Source organism: Paraburkholderia sp. BR14374, from assembly GCF_040948685.1.
Taxonomy (GTDB): Bacteria; Pseudomonadota; Gammaproteobacteria; order Burkholderiales; family Burkholderiaceae; genus Paraburkholderia; species Paraburkholderia youngii.
Genome location: NZ_JBFPKF010000004.1, coordinates 557,335 through 574,687 on the forward strand (window position 1 = coordinate 557,335; position 17,353 = coordinate 574,687).

Genomic DNA, 17,353 nt, shown 5'->3' on the forward strand with positions numbered 1-17,353 from the left:
CGGATTGATCTTTTGTTTAAATCAGTTCAATCAGGTTAGCAAACGTGAAATTCAATCGCAAGGAAGATCTTTACGATGGGGAAAGAAAAACATAGCGCGAACGTCATACCCGACGATTACGTCGTTTTCTATCAGGGGAAAGACGCGATTGATTTTTTATTCTTTTAGACACAGCGAGCGACTTTTCGATTATCTGTAAGTGGCGTGACACTCTTCTCTGTCTACACCGGCAACCGCTTGCAGCCCGGTCAGCGACCCAACGGCGGAGTTCTCCAATGCATCGACCGAATGACGATTTACCGACGGTCGCACGGCGTCTCACGGCGGGCAAGAAACTGCTCGACGGCATCGCCGCGGCCGAGGTCGCGAAACAGATGGGAATGGCAAAGACCACCGTCGAGCGATATCGCAAGCTATTGGAGCAAGGTGGGCTCGACGCGCTCAGAAACATGAGCGTCGGCGGCCGCCATTCCGCGCTCGCGGTGGCCGATCTGGACTGGTTGGCCGAGGCGCTGAGGGCCTCGCCGCGGGACTATGGCTTCGACTCCGATGGCTGGAGCAATGCGCGCATGCGCGAGTTGATAAGCCGTCAGTTCGGCATTTCTTACTCGCGGGTCTATGTATGGCAACTGGCCACCAGACTTGGCGTGTCTTACCGGCTCGGCCGAAATGCACACTAAGATGGCGGCCGCACCCAGCTAACGCACGCGCGTGCGCATCGGCTCAGGCGCTTTCCCGGACCTTTGGCAGAAACTGCGGCGCGAGTTCGACCTGCGACCATTGGAACGGCAACGCGCCGCGGCTGCGGCGCACTTCATCCACATGGAACCGCACGAGCCGCTGCGCGCCCGCAAATGCCGCGAGTTCGTCGCCGTCCCAGATGATCTCCGCTCGCACCGCCAGAAAAAGCAGATCGCCGGTTGCGAAGTCGATGACCAGCAGGCCCGCGCGCGGATCGTGCACGAGGTTGCCGATCGTGTTGAAGAAGCGGTTGCCGCTGTAGTCGGGCGTGGTCAGCGTCGTTGCGTCGTCCACGCGCACGAAGCCCGGTGCGCCGCCGCGATGCGAAACGTCGACGCCCTTCCCCACCCCCGCTTCCTCGCTCAGATTCGCACTGGCGATAAAGAACGTGTCCGCGCTCGCGAGCAATTCGCGGTCGGCACTGCCCAGACGCTCGGCGATCTCGGGCTGCGCGCGCGTCGCGGCCGGGTCCCGCTCGATGAAAGACGGCGTACGGCTCTGGATGTACTTCGGGCAATTGCCGAAACTCTGCATGACTTCGAACTGCAACGTGTCGCCTTGCACCGACCGTACGACACCATTCACCCGATTGCGGCGCCGCGTGCGCGGCTCGATGCCCAGCGCGCCGAGCTGCGCGCCTTCGCGCCACGCCGCGGCGAGCGGGTCGCCCGCCAATGCGCCGCCTTCGATGCGCAGTGTGCGCGCATCCGGTGACGTGACGAAGCCCGGCGAACTCGCGCGTAGCGTCGCCCACGGCTGACCGCTCGCATCGACGCCGCCGATCACGAGGAACGGCTGCGCGGCAAAGAACTCGCGATGCTGCTCCGGCATGAAACGGCGAATGCCCCGACGCCCCATCGACTCCGCGACGTCACGCACACCCGCGCGCTGTTGCGCATCCTGCTCGCCGGCATGAAACGGCGACACGTCGGCTCCCCAGTTATTCAACAGAACGAACTCGGACATGATCTGACTCCCTTGCAAGATCTGAAGCGGCTCCAACTGCGTATCACGCCGCCAGCAAACCCGCCTTCGTCGACGGCATCGCGATGAAACGCGGCAATGCCTCCACGCGACTCAGCCATGCACGAATGTTCGGATACGGCTGCAATGACACACCACCCTCGGGTGCGTGAGCGATATACGTGTGCGCGGCGATATCGGCGATCGTCACATGTGCGCCAGCCACGAACGGCTTGCCGGCCAGCTCCGCGTCGATCACGTCGAACAGCTTGACGGCGATCTGCTTTGCACGCTCGTGGTCGAGCGGCGCGCCGAAGACGGTAACGAGCCGCGCCGCGCACGGCCCGTATGCGATCTGGCCCGCCGCGAGCGACAGCCAGCGCTGCACCGCCGCGGCGCCGAGCGGATCGTCCGGCAGCCACGACGCATCGCCATAGCGCTTTGCCAGATAGACGAGAATCGCGTTCGAATCGAACAGCGTCAGCTCGCCGTCCTGAATCGTCGGCACCTGACCGAACGGGTTCAGCGCGAGGTACTCGGGCTTGCGGTTCTCGCCCGCCTTCATGTCCAGCTCGATCAACTCGAACGGCAGATCGAGCAGCGACAGAAACAGCTTCACGCGATGACCGTGGCCTGACAGCCGTGTCGTATAGAGCTTGATAGGCTGGGCGGGTCGGGTGGCGGACATGGAGGTCTCCAGACAGGTTGAATGACACGCCCAGCATAGGGCGTAGGCACTGTCGCGCGGAAGCCCGATAATCCGGGAAACACAGTCAAGCGAGAATGGACAATCGATCATGGCCGATGTGCGCAACGTCAACCTGAACCGCCTCGCGATCTTCGTCGCGGTCATCGACGCGGGCTCGCTGAGCGCCGCCGCGACTCGGCTCGGACTCGCGAAGACGATGGTCAGCACGCACATGCAGCGGCTCGAGGCGGAGGTCGGCGCGAGCCTGCTGGTGCGCACCACGCGGCGGCTCGGCGTCACCGAGGCTGGCCGCACGTTCTACGAGGCGAGCGTGAAAATTCTGCGCGCCACCGAGGACGCGTTGAACGCGCTCGGCGGAGAAACCTCGCCGGTGCGCGGCACGCTGCGCGTCAGTGCGCCGAACGACTACGGCGCGCTCGTCGTCACGCCCGCGCTGGTCGAATTGCGCCGAACCCACGCGCAGCTCGACGTCGAACTGCTGAGCAGTGACCGCTACGTCGATCTGATTGCCGACGGCATCGACGTCGCGATCCGGCTTGGTCGTCTCGCGGATTCGAACTATCGCGCGGTGAAGCTCGGCAGCTTCGTCAAGTGGCTCGTCGCGAGTCCCGAGTTCCTGCGCACGTGGGGCGTGCCGAACACGCCGGCCGCGCTCGAGACGCTGCCCTATTGCGCGTTGTCGGTGCTGCCGCATCCGTTGACGCTCGATCTGCGGCACGTCGACGGTAAAAGCGCGAGCGTGCGCTGCGCATCGGCGCTGCGTGTCAACACGGCCGATGCCTGCCGGGCGGCGACGCTCGCGGGCGGCGGCATCGGTCTGCTGACGGATTTTTCGATCGCGGACGACGTCGCGGCGGGACGGCTGATCCGGCTGCTGCCCGAATGGGCAACCGCGCCGGCGAGCATCCAGGCCGTGTTTCCGCCGACGAGTCACCCGCCGGCGAAAGTCCGCGCGCTGATCGATACGCTGAAGCGAAGGCTCGGGGCGGACCCTGCGGACTAGTGCGGCAGATCCTCCTGGCGTTCCCATTCCAGCGCAACGGCGGTTAGCTTCTATCCCCGCGATCGCCCGATTTGCTCTACTGCGACGATGCGCGCCGCGCCCCGCGGCCTCGCCCGATCGTCAAGTGGAGAGCTCATGTCCGCCATTTCCCGTCCTGCTCAAGGGGTCCTCACCGTCGCGTGTCCGAGCGCGGCGGGCCAGGTTGCCGCCGTCGCCGGCTTTCTCGAACGGCATCGTTGCTATGTCGACGAACTGACCGTATTCGACGACGAACTCAGCGAGCGCTTTTTCGTGCGCTGCGTGTTTCACCACGTCGATCGCGACGACGCGCTGCAGATCGCCACGCTCAAGCAGGAATTCGCGTCGATCGCCGAACGCTTCCGGATGACGTGGGCGATCCACGATCTGTCGGTGCGGCCGAAGGTCCTGATCATGGTGTCCAAACTCGAACACTGCCTCGCCGATCTGCTGTTTCGCTGGCGCATGGGCGAGCTGAAGATGGACATCGTCGGCATCGGCTCGAATCATCGCGATCTCGAACCGCTCGCGCGTCAGCACGGCCTGCCGTTCCATCATCTGCCGATTACCGCCGACACGAAGCCGCAACAGGAAGCGCATCTTCTCGAATTGTTCGAATCGTCCGGCGCCGAGCTGCTGATTCTCGCGCGCTACATGCAGATCCTGTCCGCCGAAACGAGCCGCGCGCTCGCCGGGCGCGCGATCAATATCCATCATTCGTTCCTGCCCGGGTTCAAAGGGGCGAAACCGTATCATCAGGCCCATGCGCGCGGCGTCAAGGTGATCGGCGCCACCGCCCATTTCGTTACCGACGATCTCGACGAAGGTCCGATCATCGAGCAGGGAGTCGAACCCGTCGATCACTCGTACAGCCCCGAACGGCTGCTGACGACCGGACGCGACGTCGAATGCATTACGCTCGCGCGCGCGGTGAAGGCGTTCGTCGAGCGGCGCGTGTTCATCAACGGCGAGCGCACCGTCGTGCTGAGGTAAACAGAAAACGCCGCTGAAAAGCGGCGTTTCATCAGGCTGCGCCGACGCTTGCCGGCTTACTTCACCCAGCTATCCACCCGATCCGAGTGCGCGCTGACCCAGGCGTCGGCGGCCGCGGCCGGCTTTTCGCCGTTCTGCGTGGCCAGCATCACCGCGTCGATTTCGCCCGGCTTCCATTGGAACTTCTTCAGGAACGCGACCACGGTCGGTGCTTTTTTCTCGAGCTCCGGATTCACCACGCTATCGACGTGCTCCGCTTCACCGAACACCTTCTTCGGATCGTCGAGGAATTTCAGCTTGTACTTCGCGAACATCCAGTGCGGCTTCCAGCCGGTCACGATGATCGGCTTGCTGGCCGCCTCCGAGCGCGCCAGTTCGGCGGTCATCGCGCTGCCGGAACTCGGCATCAGCTGATAGTCGAGCCCATAGGCCTTGATCGCCTCGCTGGTTTTCTGCATCACGCCAGCCCCAGCGTCGATGCCGACGATGCGCGCGCCGAATTCCGCCTTCTTCGACTGCAGATCGCCAACGCTCTTCACGTCCACGTTATCCGGCACGATCAGCCCGATCTTCGCGTCGTTGAAGTTCGGCCCGAGGTCGACCACCTTGTCCTTGAAGTTGTTCCAGTACGCGCCGTGCGTGACCGGCAGCCACGCGGACAGCGTCGCGTCGAGATCGCCGCGCGCCACACCCTGCCACATCACGCCGGCCGCGACCGGCACCAGTTGCACCTGATAACCGAGGCGCTTTTCGATCACCTCGGCGGCCACGTTCGACGTCGCAACGCTATCGTCCCAGCCCTCCACGTAACCGATCTTGATGGTCGGCTTCGAATCGGCCGACACGCCCGCACTGACCGCCGCCAGCATCACCCCCAACGCGCTTGCCACCACTACCTTTCCGATCAGTCTCATCGACGTTCTCCCGTTGATACATTTGCCCATTGACGCGTTTGCCATCGAACCGCAGATCGCGCATTTAGAATCGCCAACCAGAATTGCCGGGTAGCGTTGTTTTGCGACATGCAGTTGTCCACATGCGACTTCCACGCAAATCCGCGCAGTATTTGCCGTGTTCTTGTGGTGTTGTCAGTCGTATTACTTGTCGACGATGAGATCGCTCAGCGGCTTGCTACAGCACAGCAGCACCATGCCCTGATCGATCTCGCGCTGACGGATACCGCCCGCGTGCTTCATCGCCACTTCGCCCGACACGAGCTTCACCTTGCAGGTGCCGCACATGCCTTGGGTGCACGACGCCGGCAGCCGCACGCCCGCCTGCTTCGCCGCTTCGAGCACATGCTGGCCCGCGCCGCACTCGATCTCGCGATGACTGCGCGTAAAGCTCACCTTGTAGCGTGTTCCGGTTTCGACCGGCGCCGCCGGCGCTTCGCGCAGCGCGTCCGCGACATGCGCTTCGGTCAATTGCGCGGCCACCTCGCTGACGGTCTCGAACGAGAAGCTTTCCTCGTGATAGTGCTGGCGGTCGAAGCCGCCCTCGTCGAGCAGTTTGCGCACCGCTTGCATATACGGCGCGGGGCCGCAGGTGAAAATTTCCCGCTCCAGAAAATCCGGTGCAATCAGCTTCAGCAGCGGCAGCGTCAGAAAGCCGGTGATGCCGGGCCAATTGGTGCGCGCGCCCACGCGCTCACAAACGAACGCTGTGCGGAAATGCGCCTGATTCGCAGCGATCAGATCGAGCTCGCGCGCGAAGATGATGTCGTCCGGCGTGCGCGCGCTATGCACGAAGACGATATCGCTGTCCTCGCCGAGTTCATGATGCGTGCGGCTCATCGACATCAGCGGCGTGATGCCCGAGCCCGCCGACAAAAACAGGAACTTGCGCGCCGGATGCCGCGCGCAGGTGAACTCACCGGCAGGCCCCAGCACGCGTACCTGCATGCCCGCATGCAGATTGTCGTGGAGCCAGTTGGACACCGGGCCGCCCGGCACGCGCTTCACGGTGATCGAAATCGTATGGGGCCGCGTGGGCGGCGACGAGATCGTATAGCAGCGATTGACCCGCTCGCCGTCGATCTCCAGCTCCAGCGTAATGAACTGCCCCGGCTCGAACACGAACGCCCGGCCGGATGGCGCGCGGAAGAAGAAACTCTTCACGTCGTGCGTTTCGCTGCGAACCTGGCAGCACTCCAGCGTGTCGTCGGAATCACTGCTCCAGCGCGCCGGCAGCGCATCCCAGAAGCGCGGCTGCGTGACGCGGCTCGCCGCGCCAGCTGGATTCTCAGAAGTCTGCTCGATGTCCGGTTGAAACATGGCCTGATCGCGCATCATGGTTGTCCCCCCGCTTGTCATTGCGGCGTTGCACTCAGCGCGCGAACGACACGACTTTCTCGTCGTGCGCTGCTCCCGGGTTCGCGTCGTAATCCGCGAGACGGCCGATATACCATTCGCAGAACTTTTCGACGAGTCCTTCGGTGAACGGCGAATACGGACCCGGCTCATACGCGCTGCTCGTCGCGCCGCGCTGCGAATATTCGACGAGCGCGCGATCCTGGTCGTTGGTCGCGCGCCACACGGCGGTCAGATTGTCGACGTCGTAATCGATGCCTTCGCGCGCGTCCTTGTGCACGAGCCATTTGGTGCGCACCAGCGTCTTGCCGGCCGACAGCGGAATCACCGAGAAACTGACGATATGGTCGCTCATGAAGTGATGCCACGAATTCGGCTGCGTCCAGAACGACAGACCGCCGAGATCGGCCTCCGTGAAACCGCCGAGCAGTTTCTTCGAGGCGACCTTCGCGTCGAGCGTCTGCGATTCGCCGTCGCGATCGAGCGGCAGACGTTGTGTGCGAAACCCGGTGACCAGATCGGCGAGCCGCTCGATTTCAGCCGATGGCAACTGCATCGCCTCCCACTGTGCGGTGCGGCGCGCGACCGTCGCCTCGAACGCGGCCATGCCCTCCTCGTTCGCCGGCGTGCGCTGATAACCAAAGCCGAATTCGTACAGCGAGATGGTCAGCTCCGGATGGTTCGCGACGCAGTGATAGCACTCGCGATTGTTCTCCATCGTCAGCTTCCAGTTGCCCTCCTCGATGATGTCGATCGACGCGGCGATCTTGCAGCCGGCCAGATCGTGCGGCAACAGATACGGTTCCATCGCGGCGCGCATCACTGAAAAATCGGCGGGCGGCTGTTCGGCCAGACAGATGAAAATCAGTCCGGCGAGGTTTTCGACATGCACCGCTTTCAGGCTATGTTTGCAGCGGTCGAACTGTTCGCCCATGTGCTCGGCGAACATCAGGTCGCCGTTCAGGCTGTAGGTCCAGCTGTGATACGGACAGACGATATTGCCGAGCGAGCCCTTGCCGGTATTGCACAGACGCGCGCCGCGATGGCGGCAGACGTTATGAAACGCGCGCACCTGCATGTCGTCGTCGCGCACGATCAGGATCGAGTCGTTGCCGATCTCGACCGTCACGTAGTCGCCCGGTTCGGGCACATCGGGCTCGACCGCGACCTGAATCCAGTGCTGGCGGAAAATCGCGTCGATATCGAGCGCGAATATTTCCTCGCTCGTATAGAACGGCGCTTCCAGCGTGTAATTCTGCTTGCGGCGTTCGATCATTGCGCGAACGTCTGCGGAAACTTTCATTGTGTGCTCCGTTGCGTGTCACGTCTGGCGCCGCGCCAGGCCCTCCTGGTCGCATGCTGGCCCGAGCCGGAATTCAGTAATCCACCAGTTGATGCTCGCGCAAATACGCGAGGATCACTTGTGCTTTTTCGACGGAACTCCCTTCAATTACGACGCTGCCGCCGCGGCTCTCGGTCGTCGTCGCCGACAGCATGCGTGCGTGGCCCGAGCGCTTTTCGGCGGCGGCGAGCCGCACTGGTTTCGCGGTGGCGGGGCCGATGGTCCATGCGGACTGCTCGGGAGTGGTGCCGTGCGGCGCGGCGGCGCCCGGCGCGGCGGTGCGCTCGATCCTGCCTTCGCGCAGCCGCGCATATGCGTACGACGTCGCGGCGTTCGCGAGCGGATGCACGGCGATCAACGCGGGCAGCCGCACTTCGACGCGCCGTCGCAGGCCTTTCGGCATGAACTGCCGGACCTGCGCGCAACCGTCGCGCACGGCCAGATCCACGGCGGCGCCGACGAGCGGTACCGCCAGCGCATGCGCGAGGCGATACGGCAACATGCCGCTATCGAACCCGCCTTCGGCGCGCGTGCCGGTCAGCACCAGCTGGTAGCCACGCAAACGCGCGGCGACTCGCGGCGCCGGATCGGCGTCCGGTGGCATGTCGAGCACTTCAACCGAATGCGCGCCGAGCGCCAGATACTCGTTCAATGCGGCGTTCGACGGATCGCCCGCATGCAGCACGTCGAGCGTCGCGCCATGCGTTCTCGCGAGCGACAGCGCCAGCGTCAACGCCGCCGCATCATTGCGGCTGTAGCGCGCGACGCCGCTGACCGGATGACGTCCGATTGAAACCAGCACGGCAATCTTCATGCGAGCACTCCTTCGGCAAGCTTGCCCGGCTGCAGCAGTGCGGCCGAGGTGGCGCGCGCGCCGCGCGCCGCGGCCGCGGCTTCGTTGAGCGCCGCGATGGTTTCCTGCGCGTCCGCGATCACGGTCAGATTCGCGCGCTTCGCGATCGGTGCGCTCGCGTCGAGATTGACCGCGATCACATGGCGGCAATCCTTGATGCCCTGCAGATGCTGAACGGCGCCGGAGATGCCGAACGCGATATACACGCTCGCCTCGACGGTCTTGCCGGTCGCGCCGATCTGCTTGTCGCGCGTGAACTTGCCGTCGTCGACGGCGACCCGGCTCGCGCCGATCGCCGCGCCGAGGGTCGTCGCGAGCCGCTCGAACGCGGGTACGTCGCTCACGCCGTTGCCCGCCGATACGATGAAGTCCGCCTCTTCCAACGCGACTTGCGCCGCATCGATTTCGTCGATGCCGAGATCGCGTATTGCGCGTTGCGCGACCGGGCTATCCGCCTCCCGCTCGAAGCGCCACGCGACCCGTTCGCCCGCGCCGACGAACGGCAGCTTCGGATCGACCGCATTCGGTGCGAGCAGCACGACTTCGGGCAGCGCGCGGCTGGCGAGCGCCGTATTCGCGCGGATATAGGTGGACACGTGCGCTGCGTCGATCTCGACGACGTGCGTCGCGACGCTTGCATCGGCCACCGACGCATAACGGCGGCCCAGGTCGCCGTCGCCGGTCGCGTTGTCGGGCAGAAAGACGTGGGCGGGCGCGTAGGCTGCGACGCAGGCCGCCAGCGCATTGAGCTCATCGTCAGGCGCGTAGGTGCGGCGATCGAACATCGGCAATTCGATCAGCTTGTCGGCGCCGAGCGCGGCGGCATCGCCGGTGAATTCGCCGAACACGAGCAGCACGACTTCGGCTTTCAAGTCCGCGACCAGCGCGGCGGCGGCAAGCGTTTGGCGCGCATGTTCATCGAGCGCGCCCCGATCCGCGTGCGCCGCAACCAGCAGCACATGGTGCGGCGTGGCCGTCGTGCGGCGCGGCTTCGGCTGTTCGTGATGCGCAGCGTGACGCGCTTCAGCTAGCGACGCACTGCCGCCGGCATCCGCCACGCCAACGGCGCCGAGCGTGATGCGCCGGAGTCCCTGCGCCGTCACTGTGAACGGCCGGCGCGGATCGATTCGTTTGAGCGTATTCATCATCGCGTTACTCCAGCGCCGCGGCGACCAGTTCGGCCACGTCGAGCACTTCCGGGCGCGGCCCCACTACCCCTTCGAGCATCGCCGTGCAATTCGGGCAGCCGACCGCGACGATCTCCGCGCCGCTCGCGCGCGCGTCATCGATGCGGATGTCGGGAATCCGCCGTTTGCCGGGGATGTCGGTCAACGGTGCGCCGCCGCCACCGCCGCAGCAGCGCCCGCGCATCCCGTGTCGCTCCATCTCGACCACCTTGATGCCGATGCTCTTCAGCACACGGCGCGGCGCTTCCGTCTCACCGTTGTAACGGCCCAGATAGCACGGGTCGTGATAAGTGATGTTGCGTTCCGCCACGGCGGCGGCCACGCGCGGCGACAGCTTGCCGCTCGCGATCAGTTCGTCGATCAACGCCGTGTGATGCTGCACCTGATAGAAGCCGCCGAGCGCGCGATACTCGTTGCGCAGGCTATGCAGCACATGCGGATCGGCGGTGACGATGCGTGCGAACGAGTACTGCGCGAGCGTGCCGATCAGCGTGCGAGCCAGTTGCTGGAACGTGGCTTCGTCGCCGAGACGCCGCGCGGTGTCGCCGGTATCGGTTTCGACGCCGCCAAGCACCGCGTAATCGACACCCGCGCGGTTCAGCACCTTGACGAGCGCGCGCAGCGTGCGCTGATAGCGCATGTCGAAAGCACCTTCGCCGGCGATCAGCAGTACGTCCACATGACGACCCGGCTGCGCGACCTGCACCTGCAAATCGACCGCCCAGTCGTAACGCGCGCCGATGTCGTAGCCGTTGCTGCTGCCGGTCTCGCGCAGATTCGCGAGCGTCGCCGGCCCCTTGCCCGGCACGCTGCCCTCGACGAGCGTCTGATTGCGGCGCATGTCCACGATCGCGTCGACATGCTCGATCAGCATCGGGCACTCCTGCACGCAGGCGCGGCAGGTCGTGCACGACCACAGCGTGTCCGCTTCGATCAGCGTCGAAATGAGCGGCTTGCCTGGCGCGCCCCCATGCTTGCCGATCGGAATGCCCGGCGTCGGGCTGCCCGCGTATTGCGCGTCGGTGCCGCCGACCATGCCCGTCACCAGATCCTGAATCAGCTTCTTCGGGTTCAACGGCTGTCCCGCCGCGAACGCGGGGCACGCCGCTTCGCATTTGCCGCATTGCACGCAGGCATCGAAGCTCAGCAACTGGTTCCAGCGGAATTCGACCGGCTTGCCGACGCCGTATTCTTTCGCGTCGAGCAGCGGCATTTTCAATGCCGTGGGCGGCACGGCGTCGCGAGCGTTACGCGCTGCGGTGGAATCGGCAAAGCGCTCCTGACGCGGATGAAACGCAAGGTGCAGCAGACCCGCCAACGCATGCTTCATCGGACCGCCGCGCGCCGCGCCAAACGTCATCGTGAACGCGCCCGCCGCGATCAGCAGCGCGACGATCACAGCGAGCGCACCGGACATCGCCGTCGCAGGCAACGCGATGAACAATGCCAGACCGAGCGCGAACGAACCCAGCAGCAACGGCAACTGATCCCACGGCCCACGCGAGAGCCGCGCCGGTACTGCTTTCGCGCCATGCCGGCGGCGCCAGACGAACACCGTGCCGATCAGCATTGCCAGCGCGGCGACGAAGATCAGCTTGTCGAGCCAGGGCGAGTAGATCGCGAAGCCGTAGTTGACGAACACGAGCGCCATCGCGAGGATCGCTCCGCCCGCCGTCGCAACGTGCGTGCGTGCGATGTACGGATCGCGCGCAACCACATGATGCAGGTCGACGAAGTAGCGCTTCGGGATCGCGAGCAGATTGGCCCAGCCGTAGGCGCCCGCGACGGTTGCGCGGCCCTCGCGCCAGTAGGCGGCGCGGCGTGCCAGCGCGAACGCGAGACCGGCCACCGACACCCACAGCAGGACGGTGATGACAAACACGGGGCTCATCGTCAGAAATCCTTGCAAAGGCGCAGCGCGTCGTAGATCGCGCCGTGAATGTTGTGCATCGAGATGCAGTCGCCGACCCGGAACAGCAGGAAGCGTCCGTTGCCGAGTTGCTCGTCCAGACACGGCTGCGGTTCGCACGCGAACAGCTTGTGCACGTCCACCTGCCCGCGATTGACCGATTCAGGCTTCAGCTTCCAGTAAAGCTGATCGTTCGGCGTACTGCCGTTTTCGATCACCACCTGATCGACCGCGCGTTCTTCCTGCTCCTCGGTGTACTCGTTGCGGATCACGGCGATTTTCTTGCCGTCCTCTTCGTACACCTTGTCGAGCCAGTAGTTCGGCGTATGGATCACGCCTTGCGCGTACAGACGGCGATAGAAGATCGGGAACGTGGTACCGCCGACGTCGTCGGCAACCTTCACGTCGGGCGTGACGATCTCCACGTTGCCGCCACGGCTCGCGATGAAATCCGCGACGCCCGCGCCCGCATGCGTGCTGACGCCGTCGTACACGAGCACGTTCTTGCCCGGCTCGACCTTGCCGGCCAGCACGTCCCACGAACTGACCGCGAGCCCCGCGTCGACACCCCACGCCGCGACCTGCGACGTGAACGCCGAACCGCCGGTGGCGAGCACGACGATGTCGGGTTTCTCGGCCATGATGGTCCGCTCGTCGGCGGAGACACCGAGGCGGCGGTCCACGCCGAGGCGCTTCGTCTCCATGTCGAACCAGCGCACGATGCCCGCCATCTGCTCGCGCTGCGGCGCTTTCGCCGCCAGCATGATCTGGCCGCCGACGTGATCGTTCTTCTCGAACAGCACCACGTCGTGACCGCGCGACTTCGCGACGCGCGCCGCTTCGAGCCCCGCCGGCCCCGCGCCGACCACGACGACCTTGCGCTTCGGCCCGCGCGATTTGGCGATCACGTGCGGCATCGTCGCTTCGCGCGAGGTCGCGGCGTTCTGCACGCACAGCACGTCGAGCCCGTTGTACTGACGGTCGATGCAATAGTTCGCGCCGACGCACTGCTTGATTTCGTCCTCGCGGCCATCGCGGATCTTGATGACCATATGCGGATCGGCGATCTGTGCGCGCGTCATGCCGACCAGATCGACCATGCCGCTCGCGAGCAGCCGCTCGGCCTGGCCCGCGTCGCGAATGCTTTGCGCGTGCATCACCGGCACCTTGACGACCTGCTTGATACCGGCCGCCAGATGCACGAACGGCTCGGGCGGCAGCGCCATCGGCGGCATGCAGTTGGCGAGCGTGTTGTGGGTGTCCGCGCCGGAACCGATCACGCCGAGATAATCGATCAGACCGCTCTCGCTCATCGCCTGGGCGATTTCCTTCAGCTGTTCGTGATCGAGCCCGTCTTCATGGAATTCGTCGCCGCACATGCGCAGGCCGACGCAGAAGTCGGCGCCCACCGCCGCGCGCACCGCCTGCAACACTTCGACGCCGAAACGCAGGCGGTTTTCGAGCGAGCCGCCCCATTCGTCGGTACGGAAGTTGGTGCGCGGGCTCCAGAACTGATCGATCAGATGCTGGTGCGCGGCCGAGATTTCGATGCCGTCCATGCCCGCATCCTTCACGCGCTTGGCGGCGGCCGCGAAGTCGCCGATGATGCGGCGAATCTCCTCGACCTCGATGATCTTCGCGTTGCCGCGATGCACCGGTTCGCGCACTCCCGACGGCGACATCAGATGCGGCCAGTGCTCGCCGTGGAACGCCGAGCGGCGGCCCATGTGAGTGGCCTGAATCATGATCTTCGCGCCGTGCGCGTGCATCGCTTCGGCGAGCCGCGCGAGCGGATCGACGATCTTGTCGGTGGCGAGATTCACCGACTTCCACCAGCCTTGCGGGCTGTCGATCGACACCGGGCTCGACCCGCCGCACACGGCGAGTCCGACGCCGCCCTTGGCCTTTTCCTCGTAGTAGCGGATATAACGGTCGCCGGGTAGGCCACCCGGTTCCGCGTAGACCTCCGCGTGCGCGGTACTGACGATGCGGTTGCGCAGCGTCAGCTTGTTCAACGTGAGCGGCTTGAAAAGGTTCGGGTAACGCATCGCGATCGACCTCGGAATGCTCGGATTAGATTGACGCCAGCGGCGACACTTCGAATACGCAGTACTCGTGTCCTTCCGCCGCGCAGCTTGCTTCTTTCGATTGCGACGGCGGGCCCTTGCGCGCGCCGTCGGGCGCGGTGTCGTTGACCCAGTCCATCGCGCCCGCGAACCAGCCGGCGAACATGTAGCAAAGCTTGCCGGTCTTGCCCGGTTGCGCGAGCACGAACGACGAGTGCCGTAGTTCGATCCGCGCATGCGAGCTCGCCGGATCGGCCTCGATGATCCTGAACAGGCCCCAGCCGCGCTGCGACAGACGGTTCAGGTAGTGCTCGAATACCGCCATGCCGGTGAGGCCATGCTGTTTTGCTTCCTTCTCGCACCAGAAATAGGCGGACTTGTAGCCGGCCTTGTAGAGAATCTCGGCATACGTGTCGCGGCCGAGCGCTTCCTCGACGGCGACGTGGTTGTTGGTGAAGAAATGACGCGGCACGTAGAGCATCGGCAGCGCGTCGGTGGTCCAGACGCCGGTGTCCGGATTCACATCGATGGGCAGTTGAGGTTGCATGTGGGAACTCCGTTTTTATCCGCTGTAAGAAGGCTCACACCTTCCAGACTTCGCCGAACACCCGTACCCAGTTCTCGCCCATGATCTTGCGGATGCGCGTCTCGCTCCAGCCGGCGCGTTCCATCGCGGCGGTGAGGTTCGGAAACTCGCCGATCGTGCGAATGCCTTCGGGATTCACGACCTTGCCGAAGTTCGTCAACTGGCGATAACGGCCCTTGTCGTGCGTGATCCAGTCGAAGAACTCGGTGCTGTAGCCCTGCGTGAAATCGGTGCCGATTCCCACCTGGTCCTCGCCGATCAGATTCACCACGTACTCGATCGCCTCGAGGTAATCTTCGACGGTCGCATCGGGGCCGCGCTTCAGGAACGGCGCGAACATCGTCACGCCGACGAAGCCGCCCGCATCGGCGATCTCCTTCAGCTGCTCGTCGGTCTTGTTGCGCGGATGCTCCTTGAGCCCCGACGGGCAGCAATGCGAATAGCAGACCGGCTTCGTCGACGCCGCGATCGCCTCCGACGAGGTCTTGCCGCCCACATGCGACAGATCGACCATGATGCCGACGCGGTTCATCTCCTGAATCACTTCGCGCCCGTAACCCGAGAGACCGTCGTCGCGCTCGTAGCAGCCGGTGCCGACGAGGTTCTGCGTGTTGTAGCAAAGCTGCACCACGTTGACGCCGAGATCCTTGAACGCCTCGATATAGCCGAGGTTGTCCTCGAACGCGTGCGCGTTCTGGAAGCCGAAGATGATGCCGGTCTTGTTCTCTTTCTTCGCGCGGTAAATGTCTTCGGTGGTGCGCACCAGCGTGAGGATCTCGCTGTATTGGCGGATCTGCTGCTTCATTTCGGCGATGTTGTCGACGGTCTTCTGAAAGCTTTCCCAGACCGACACCGTGCAGTTCACGGCGGTGACGCCGCCCTTGCGCATGTCCTCGAACACCGAGCGCTCGAACTTCGAAATGTTCAGCCCGTCGATGATGATGCTGTTCTCGTGCAGTTGACTCATCGTTTGCTCCACGCGTACTCAGTAAATGGGGAAGCGCTCGCACAGCGCGAAAATCTCGCGGCGCACACGTTGTTCGGTTGCGGCGTCGCCTTCGGGGGACGCGCGCAGCGCATCGAGCACCTCGACGATCAAACGCCCGACCTCGCGAAACTCGCTGACGCCGAAGCCGCGCGTCGTGCCCGCCGGCGTGCCGAGGCGAATGCCGGACGTGACCGTCGGCTTCTCCGTATCGAACGGAATGCCGTTCTTGTTGCAGGTGATGCCCGCGCGCTCCAGCGCCTGTTCGACCTGATTGCCCTTGAGCCCCTTCGGCCGCAAATCGACCAGCAGCAGATGGTTGTCGGTGCCGCCCGTCACCAGATCGACGCCGCCCGCTTTCAGCACGTCACCGAGCGCCCGCGCGTTCGCGAGCACGCTGTCGATATAGGTTTTGAAGCCCGGCTGCAGCGCCTCGCCGAACGCGACCGCCTTGCCGGCGATCACGTGCATCAGCGGGCCGCCCTGCAAGCCGGGGAACACGGCGGAGTTGATCTTCTTCGCGATCTCTTCGTCGTTGGTCAGCACGAAACCGCCGCGCGGACCGCGCAAGGTCTTGTGGGTGGTCGACGTGACCACGTGCGCATGCGGGACCGGATTGTCGTGACGGCCGGCCGCAATCACACCGGCGATATGCGCCATGTCCACCATCAGCTTCGCACCGACGCCGTCGGCGATTGCCCGCAGCCGTGCGAAGTCGAGCGCGCGCGGATAGGCGGAGAAGCCCGCGATCAGCAGTGTCGGTTTGTGCTGTTGCGCCAGTTCCTCGATCTGCTCGTAGTCGATCAGCATCGTGTCGCGCCGCACGCCGTACTGCACCGCGTTGAACCACTTGCCCGACAACGCGGGCTTCGCGCCGTGCGTCAGATGCCCGCCCGCGTCGAGCGACATGCCGAGCACCGTATCGCCCGGCTTCGTCAGTGCGAGCATCACCGCGCCGTTCGCCTGCGCGCCGGAATGCGGCTGCACGTTGGCGAACTTCGCGTCGAACAGTCGCTTGATACGATCGAGCGCGAGCGTCTCGATCTCGTCGACGTATTCGCAACCGCCGTAGTAGCGCTTGCCCGGATACCCTTCCGCGTATTTGTTGGTCAGCACCGAGCCCTGCGCGTCGAGTACGGCGCGCGACACGATGTTTTCCGACGCGATCAGCTCGACTTGCGACTGCTGACGCTCGAGCTCTTTCAGAATGGCGCCGCGCACCGCCGGATCGCGCGCCGGCAGCGAGTCTTCGAAGAAGGGATTCGGGTTCGACATGGAAGGTCCGTAAGAACGTTGACGGGAGGCTGTTGCGGGTTGCCGGCGGATCGCGCCGCCGCTTTGCCTTGGGTCTATTCTTGACGGTCGGCCCGCGCGTCGATTTACGAATTCAGACGCGTTCTTTGCCTTTTCCGCCATGCGCGTCCTTTTTCGACAAGTCGGCGCAGTCCGCCTGCGCGGGGCTGCACTACAAGGCAGTCTGACTGCGCCGTCCGGGTGCGCCGCACCGCCGTCGCGGCGCCGTTCTGGTGCCGCGTGGAAGCGATTTGATCAGTCAATTGCTTGGCCATTCCACGCTTTGTGCGCAGCATCCAAGGGTTTAGCCGGATGGCACGGTAGTTGCCCTGATATTCAGAATTGAGATAGTCGCCTGCCCCACGGCGACGCGACATTCAAATCAGGATTCTCCGT

Annotated in this window: 14 protein-coding genes and 1 pseudogene; 3 read left to right on the top strand and 12 right to left on the bottom strand. The window is 64.5% G+C overall.

All coding sequences use genetic code 11. The features are described from left to right. Positions 1–275: 275 nt before the first annotated feature. Positions 276–680 carry a helix-turn-helix domain-containing protein gene (locus AB3X86_RS12800; protein WP_176105912.1) on the top strand — a complete coding sequence of 135 codons (405 nt, stop codon included), beginning with the start codon at positions 276–278 and terminating at the stop codon, positions 678–680. Between the two features lie 70 nt (positions 681–750). On the opposite strand, the pseudogene AB3X86_RS12805 reads toward AB3X86_RS12800, so the two are convergent. Both AB3X86_RS12805 and AB3X86_RS12810 read right to left on the bottom strand, forming a co-directional pair. Continuing rightward, positions 751–1,707: pseudogene (locus AB3X86_RS12805) on the bottom strand (pyridoxamine 5'-phosphate oxidase family protein); the annotation flags it as partial. Positions 1,708–1,750: 43 nt separating this feature from the next. Continuing rightward, the gene (locus tag AB3X86_RS12810) at positions 1,751–2,392 is read right to left on the bottom strand and encodes a glutathione S-transferase family protein (protein ID WP_368596263.1); all 642 of its coding nucleotides are present in this window, start codon (positions 2,390–2,392) and stop codon (positions 1,751–1,753) included. Positions 2,393–2,501: 109 nt separating this feature from the next. Here AB3X86_RS12810 and AB3X86_RS12815 point away from each other — a divergent pair, with 109 nt between their 5' ends. Both AB3X86_RS12815 and purU read left to right on the top strand, forming a co-directional pair. Next, positions 2,502–3,416 (top strand): LysR family transcriptional regulator, encoded by a 915-nt coding sequence (locus tag AB3X86_RS12815; protein WP_368596264.1) that lies wholly within the window; start codon positions 2,502–2,504, stop codon positions 3,414–3,416. A gap of 135 nt (positions 3,417–3,551) precedes the next feature. Then, positions 3,552–4,427, top strand: coding sequence for a formyltetrahydrofolate deformylase (gene purU, locus AB3X86_RS12820; protein WP_368596265.1), 876 nt, complete (start codon positions 3,552–3,554; stop codon positions 4,425–4,427). 56 nt (positions 4,428–4,483) lie between these two features. Here purU and AB3X86_RS12825 read toward each other — a convergent pair whose 3' ends face one another. The 10 genes from AB3X86_RS12825 to AB3X86_RS12870 all read right to left on the bottom strand — a co-directional run bounded on the left by AB3X86_RS12825 (position 4,484) and on the right by AB3X86_RS12870 (position 16,939). Beyond that, positions 4,484–5,341 (bottom strand): glycine betaine ABC transporter substrate-binding protein, encoded by an 858-nt coding sequence (locus AB3X86_RS12825; RefSeq protein WP_368596266.1) that lies wholly within the window; start codon positions 5,339–5,341, stop codon positions 4,484–4,486. A 183-nt stretch (positions 5,342–5,524) separates the two neighbouring features. Beyond that, complete coding sequence (locus tag AB3X86_RS12830) at positions 5,525–6,718, bottom strand: 2Fe-2S iron-sulfur cluster-binding protein (RefSeq protein ID WP_368596267.1); 1,194 nt, start codon at positions 6,716–6,718, stop codon at positions 5,525–5,527. Positions 6,719–6,752: 34 nt separating this feature from the next. Further along, positions 6,753–8,039, bottom strand: a complete 1,287-nt coding sequence (locus tag AB3X86_RS12835) for an SRPBCC family protein (RefSeq protein ID WP_368596268.1) — start codon at positions 8,037–8,039, stop codon at positions 6,753–6,755. Between the two features lie 73 nt (positions 8,040–8,112). Then, positions 8,113–8,892 carry an electron transfer flavoprotein subunit beta/FixA family protein gene (locus tag AB3X86_RS12840; RefSeq protein WP_368596269.1) on the bottom strand — a complete coding sequence of 260 codons (780 nt, stop codon included), beginning with the start codon at positions 8,890–8,892 and terminating at the stop codon, positions 8,113–8,115. Continuing rightward, positions 8,889–10,076 carry an electron transfer flavoprotein subunit alpha/FixB family protein gene (locus AB3X86_RS12845; RefSeq protein ID WP_368596325.1) on the bottom strand — a complete coding sequence of 396 codons (1,188 nt, stop codon included), beginning with the start codon at positions 10,074–10,076 and terminating at the stop codon, positions 8,889–8,891. The genes AB3X86_RS12840 and AB3X86_RS12845 overlap by 4 nt, the downstream gene beginning before the upstream one ends. Before the next feature lie 7 nt (positions 10,077–10,083). Further along, positions 10,084–12,009, bottom strand: a complete 1,926-nt coding sequence (locus AB3X86_RS12850) for a (Fe-S)-binding protein (RefSeq protein ID WP_368596270.1) — start codon at positions 12,007–12,009, stop codon at positions 10,084–10,086. Between the two features lie 2 nt (positions 12,010–12,011). After that, positions 12,012–14,075 carry an FAD-dependent oxidoreductase gene (locus AB3X86_RS12855; protein ID WP_368596271.1) on the bottom strand — a complete coding sequence of 688 codons (2,064 nt, stop codon included), beginning with the start codon at positions 14,073–14,075 and terminating at the stop codon, positions 12,012–12,014. A 25-nt stretch (positions 14,076–14,100) separates the two neighbouring features. Continuing rightward, on the bottom strand, positions 14,101–14,640 hold the full coding sequence (locus AB3X86_RS12860; RefSeq protein ID WP_184228574.1) for a DUF5943 domain-containing protein: 540 nt from the start codon (positions 14,638–14,640) through the stop codon (positions 14,101–14,103). 34 nt (positions 14,641–14,674) lie between these two features. Continuing rightward, positions 14,675–15,646: a dipeptidase gene (locus tag AB3X86_RS12865; RefSeq protein ID WP_368596272.1), complete on the bottom strand. Its 972-nt coding sequence runs from the start codon at positions 15,644–15,646 to the stop codon at positions 14,675–14,677. 18 nt (positions 15,647–15,664) lie between these two features. Then, positions 15,665–16,939 carry a serine hydroxymethyltransferase gene (locus AB3X86_RS12870; protein ID WP_184228575.1) on the bottom strand — a complete coding sequence of 425 codons (1,275 nt, stop codon included), beginning with the start codon at positions 16,937–16,939 and terminating at the stop codon, positions 15,665–15,667. Positions 16,940–17,353: the final 414 nt, after the last annotated feature.

What these genes read in the sequence shown, in the direction of transcription:
- AB3X86_RS12855 (WP_368596271.1), bottom strand. Translation starts at nt 14,075, where the DNA reads ATGCGTTACCCGAACCTTTTCAAGCCGCTCACGTTGAACAAGCTGACG.
- AB3X86_RS12870 (WP_184228575.1), bottom strand. Translation starts at nt 16,939, where the DNA reads ATGTCGAACCCGAATCCCTTCTTCGAAGACTCGCTGCCGGCGCGCGAT.
- AB3X86_RS12835 (WP_368596268.1), bottom strand. Translation starts at nt 8,039, where the DNA reads ATGAAAGTTTCCGCAGACGTTCGCGCAATGATCGAACGCCGCAAGCAG.
- AB3X86_RS12815 (WP_368596264.1), top strand. Translation starts at nt 2,502, where the DNA reads ATGGCCGATGTGCGCAACGTCAACCTGAACCGCCTCGCGATCTTCGTC.
- AB3X86_RS12860 (WP_184228574.1), bottom strand. Translation starts at nt 14,640, where the DNA reads ATGCAACCTCAACTGCCCATCGATGTGAATCCGGACACCGGCGTCTGG.
- AB3X86_RS12850 (WP_368596270.1), bottom strand. Translation starts at nt 12,009, where the DNA reads ATGAGCCCCGTGTTTGTCATCACCGTCCTGCTGTGGGTGTCGGTGGCC.
- AB3X86_RS12830 (WP_368596267.1), bottom strand. Translation starts at nt 6,718, where the DNA reads ATGATGCGCGATCAGGCCATGTTTCAACCGGACATCGAGCAGACTTCT.
- AB3X86_RS12810 (WP_368596263.1), bottom strand. Translation starts at nt 2,392, where the DNA reads ATGTCCGCCACCCGACCCGCCCAGCCTATCAAGCTCTATACGACACGG.
- purU (WP_368596265.1), top strand. Translation starts at nt 3,552, where the DNA reads ATGTCCGCCATTTCCCGTCCTGCTCAAGGGGTCCTCACCGTCGCGTGT.
- AB3X86_RS12865 (WP_368596272.1), bottom strand. Translation starts at nt 15,646, where the DNA reads ATGAGTCAACTGCACGAGAACAGCATCATCATCGACGGGCTGAACATT.
- AB3X86_RS12845 (WP_368596325.1), bottom strand. Translation starts at nt 10,076, where the DNA reads ATGAATACGCTCAAACGAATCGATCCGCGCCGGCCGTTCACAGTGACG.
- AB3X86_RS12825 (WP_368596266.1), bottom strand. Translation starts at nt 5,341, where the DNA reads ATGAGACTGATCGGAAAGGTAGTGGTGGCAAGCGCGTTGGGGGTGATG.
- AB3X86_RS12840 (WP_368596269.1), bottom strand. Translation starts at nt 8,892, where the DNA reads ATGAAGATTGCCGTGCTGGTTTCAATCGGACGTCATCCGGTCAGCGGC.
- AB3X86_RS12800 (WP_176105912.1), top strand. Translation starts at nt 276, where the DNA reads ATGCATCGACCGAATGACGATTTACCGACGGTCGCACGGCGTCTCACG.